Origin of the sequence: Streptomyces sp. SM1 (genome assembly GCF_002910825.1) — a bacterium.
Lineage (GTDB): Bacteria > Actinomycetota > Actinomycetes > Streptomycetales > Streptomycetaceae > Streptomyces > Streptomyces okerensis.
In genome coordinates, this window is the sequence record NZ_NEUB01000234.1 from 1 (window position 1) to 3351 (window position 3351).

At 73.3% G+C, this 3351-nt stretch carries 3 protein-coding genes and 1 pseudogene; all 4 read left to right on the forward strand.

The window, feature by feature from the left end:
- Nucleotides 1-320: 320 nt before the first annotated feature.
- Nucleotides 321-644: a hypothetical protein gene (locus B9S61_RS05485; RefSeq protein ID WP_103541175.1), complete on the forward strand. Its 324-nt coding sequence runs from the start codon at nucleotides 321-323 to the stop codon at nucleotides 642-644.
- Nucleotides 645-717: 73 nt separating this feature from the next.
- Entirely contained in the window at nucleotides 718-1251 is a 534-nt protein-coding gene (locus B9S61_RS05490; RefSeq protein ID WP_103541176.1) for a DoxX family protein, read from the forward strand.
- Nucleotides 1252-1342: 91 nt separating this feature from the next.
- A pseudogene (locus B9S61_RS05495) lies at nucleotides 1343-1905 on the forward strand (hemerythrin domain-containing protein).
- A gap of 276 nt (nucleotides 1906-2181) precedes the next feature.
- The coding region (locus B9S61_RS05500) for an MFS transporter (RefSeq protein WP_103541177.1) at nucleotides 2182-3351 on the forward strand (1170 nt) is incomplete at its 3' end.

The window sequence follows — 3351 nt, forward strand, 5'->3', positions numbered from 1 at the left end:
GGACGGCCAACCTCCCGCGGGGGCCGCCCCCCGTGACACCGGGACCCGTCCGCGACCGGCCGCCGCGCGTCATGACCGCGTCGTGACGCGCACCGCCGACTCCCGCACCACCCGGACTCCGCCCCACGTGGTGACCGCCCGCCCCACCCGTCCGCCCCACCCGGGCGGCCGAACCGGAAGGGAGAATCCATGTACGGGACTCCTCACCTCCGTGGTGATGCCCGGCGTCCGGGCCCGGCGGCCGCCGAACGCTCACGCGGGACGGTGAAATCCCGGCGCGGGCCGATGGAACCGAGCCGCGCCGGGGGATCACTGGGATCATGACAAGTGCATCGTTCCAGCGCACCCTCACCCTGCCCGCCTCGCTCTGCGAGAACGCCGCGGAGCACCTGGAGCAGGCAGCCAGGCGGACGGTCGACGGAGCCGGAATCCCGCTGAAGGCGTTCCGCGCGGCCGCCGAGAGCGACTACACCCTCCCGGTCGCCGTGGTCGAACAGGCGGCGGGCTGTCTGCTCGTCCTGGCCACGGAGACCGCGCAGACCGTACGTCCGTCGGTGCTGCGTACCACCATCGGTGTCGCCCTGTGCCTGCGCGACGCCGTGGAGGCGGTCCACCAGCCCGCGCTCACCACCCGGTTCTGGTGACGGCACGCCGATTGCCCCCATGCCCCGGGGGAACCCGGCGCGTTCGCACCACCGACACTTCCAGGAGCATTCCATGAGTCTGTTGCGTGTCCTCGGCCGGCCGATGCTGGCATCGATGTTCGTCGCGGGCGGGCTGGATTCCGTCCGTCACCCCCAGAACGTCGCAGGCGTCGCGGAGCCCGTCGTCCGGCCCGTCACCGACCGCGTCCCGCTGCTGCCGGACAGCACCGAGGACTGTGTGCGCCTGAGTGGCGCCGTCCGGGTCGTGGGCGGTCTGCTGCTGGCCACCGGACGCATGTCCCGCCCGGCCGCGCTCGTGATCGCCGTCACGCTGATCCCCACGACGCTGGCCGCGCACCGCTTCTGGGAGGAGGAGGACCCCGATCAGAAGGCCCAGCAGCGCATCCACTTCCTGAAGAACCTCTCCATGCTCGGCGGCCTGCTGATCGCCGCCGACGACACCGGATCCGCCCCCTCGCTGGCGTGGCGCGGCCGGCACGCCGCCCACGACCTGCGACGCGACGCCCGCCTGGTCCGCCACTCCGTCCGGGCCGGCGCCGGGCCCGCCGCGGTGGCCGGCCGGGTCCGGGCCAAACTCTCCTCCTGAGACACCGGCGGAGTTAGCACCCGGCCGACGAGGGGACCCGGCTGGGGCGGAGTGGGCCCGGACAGGCGCCACCGAACCGGAGGAGAAGGACATGGGACACGGAGGCAACGTCATCGACGAACTGGTGACCGATCACCGGGAAGTCGAGGAGCTCTTCGGCAAGATCGAGGCGCTGCCGCCCGGCCACAAGGACCGCAAGGTCTACGCGGACCAGGCCACGATCGAGCTGGTCAGGCACTCCGTGGCCGAGGAGGCGTACCTCTACCCGGCCGTGCGGGAGCACCTGCCGAACGGCGACGCCCTGGCCGACCAGGAGCTCGAGGACCACGCCACGGCCGAGCAGACCATGAAGGACCTCGAGGGCTGCGACGCGGGCGACGCCGAGTTCGACCGGCTCATCGGCTCACTGATGGCCGAGATCCGTGAGCACATCGCCGACGAGGAGCAGAACCTCTTCCCGCAGCTGCGCGCCGCCTGCTCACCCGAGCAGCTCGACGAGCTCGGTGACAAGGTCCGGCAGGCGAAGAAGACGGCCCCCACCCGGCCGCACCCGTCCGCCCCGGACAAGCCCCCGCGAACAAGCTGCTCGCCCCGGGCACCGGCATGGTCGACCGGCTCCGCGACGCGCTGAGCGGACGCGGCAAACTGGGCTGAGACCGCTGGTGAGGGCCCGCCGCGAGCGGCGGGCCCTCAGGCGTGCCCGCGCCCTGTGAGCAACCACACTCGCCGTCCCAACCTCCCGGAGACACAGCACATTTGACCCGCACGGCCGTGTACGTGCCCGGCCGGCCGGAACCGACTCGGCGTTCCCTTCTGCCACGATGGTCCGCGCCCAGTCCAGGTGAGGGAAGCCGCCGCGCAGCGCAGCCGGCGTTCCGTTTCCCGCGCCCCCTTCGCTGAGCCGTCCGGCTCGTCTCCGAGTAGCGCACTGTGTCTTCCTCACCCACCCCTGCCCAGCCCGTCTCCCGCTCGCCCTGGCGGTCCCTGCGGCACCGCAGCATGCGCTGGTGGTCCGTCGCGAACTTCGTGTCGAACGCCGGTACGTGGATGCAGCTCACGGTGCAGAACCTGCTGGTCCTGCAGATCACCGGCTCCGCCGCCGCCACCGGCCTGTCCATGTCCGTGCAGGCCGCTCCGGCCCTGACGATGAACGTCCTCGGCGGCGCGGCGGTCGACCGCCGGCCGCGGAAGCTGACGGCCGCCGTCAGCCAGGCGATGCTGTCCGCGATCGCGTTCACCACGGCGTTCCTGGTGGCGCTGGACCGGCTCGACCTGACCTCGCTGATGGTGCTGGCCGCCGTCACCGGCATGATCGCCACCGTCGACAACCCGGCCTGTGCCCTGCTGGGCAACGATCTCGTCCCCGCCGAGGACGTGCCCTCCGCCATCGGCGTGGGCGCGCTGGTCTTCAACGCGGGCCGGCTCGCGGGCGCCGCGCTCGCCGGAGTGACGGTCGGGTTCCTCGGCACCGCGGCCGCCTATTTCGCCAACGGGTTCTCCTTCCTGTTCGTGACCGCGGTCATCCCGTTCCTGCGCCCGGCGGCGGGAGCGGTCCGGCAGGTCGGCGAGAAGGGGAAGCGCCCGCAGGCCGCCATGAGCGTCCGCGAGGGGCTCGCCTTCTTCGCCCGCCGGCCCCGGCTGATGGCGCTCGCCGGGGTCACCGGCATCAGCGCGGTCTTCGGCCGCCACTACGGGCTCACCCTCGCCGTCCTGGTCACCGGGCCGCTCGCCGGCGGCGCGGGTGCGTTCGGCACGGTCTCCACGGTCCTCGCGGTCGGCGGAATCCTCGGCGCGGTGCTCGGCGCGCGGCTGCGCAGGCCGTCGGTGCGGCTGGTCGGCGCCCTCGCGGCGACGGGCGCGCTGCTCCAGGTGGTGGCGGGGACGTCGCCGTCGCTGGCCGTGCTGCTGGTCCTGGTGCTGCCCATGGCGGTCGTCGAATCGGTCTCCGACACCGCCGGAACGGCCGTCCTGCAGACCGATCCGCCCGCCCATCTGCGGGGACGGGTGCTCGGCGTCTGGGGCAGCGTCGGCACGGTATGGAGCCTGGGCGGCCCGCCGGCCCTCGGCCTTCTCATGGAACTGGCCGGCCCCCGGGGCGCC

Excerpts from the sequence above, each read along its gene's own strand:
- B9S61_RS05485 (WP_103541175.1), top strand. The coding sequence starts at position 321 with ATGACAAGTGCATCGTTCCAGCGCACCCTCACCCTGCCCGCCTCGCTC.
- B9S61_RS05490 (WP_103541176.1), top strand. The coding sequence starts at position 718 with ATGAGTCTGTTGCGTGTCCTCGGCCGGCCGATGCTGGCATCGATGTTC.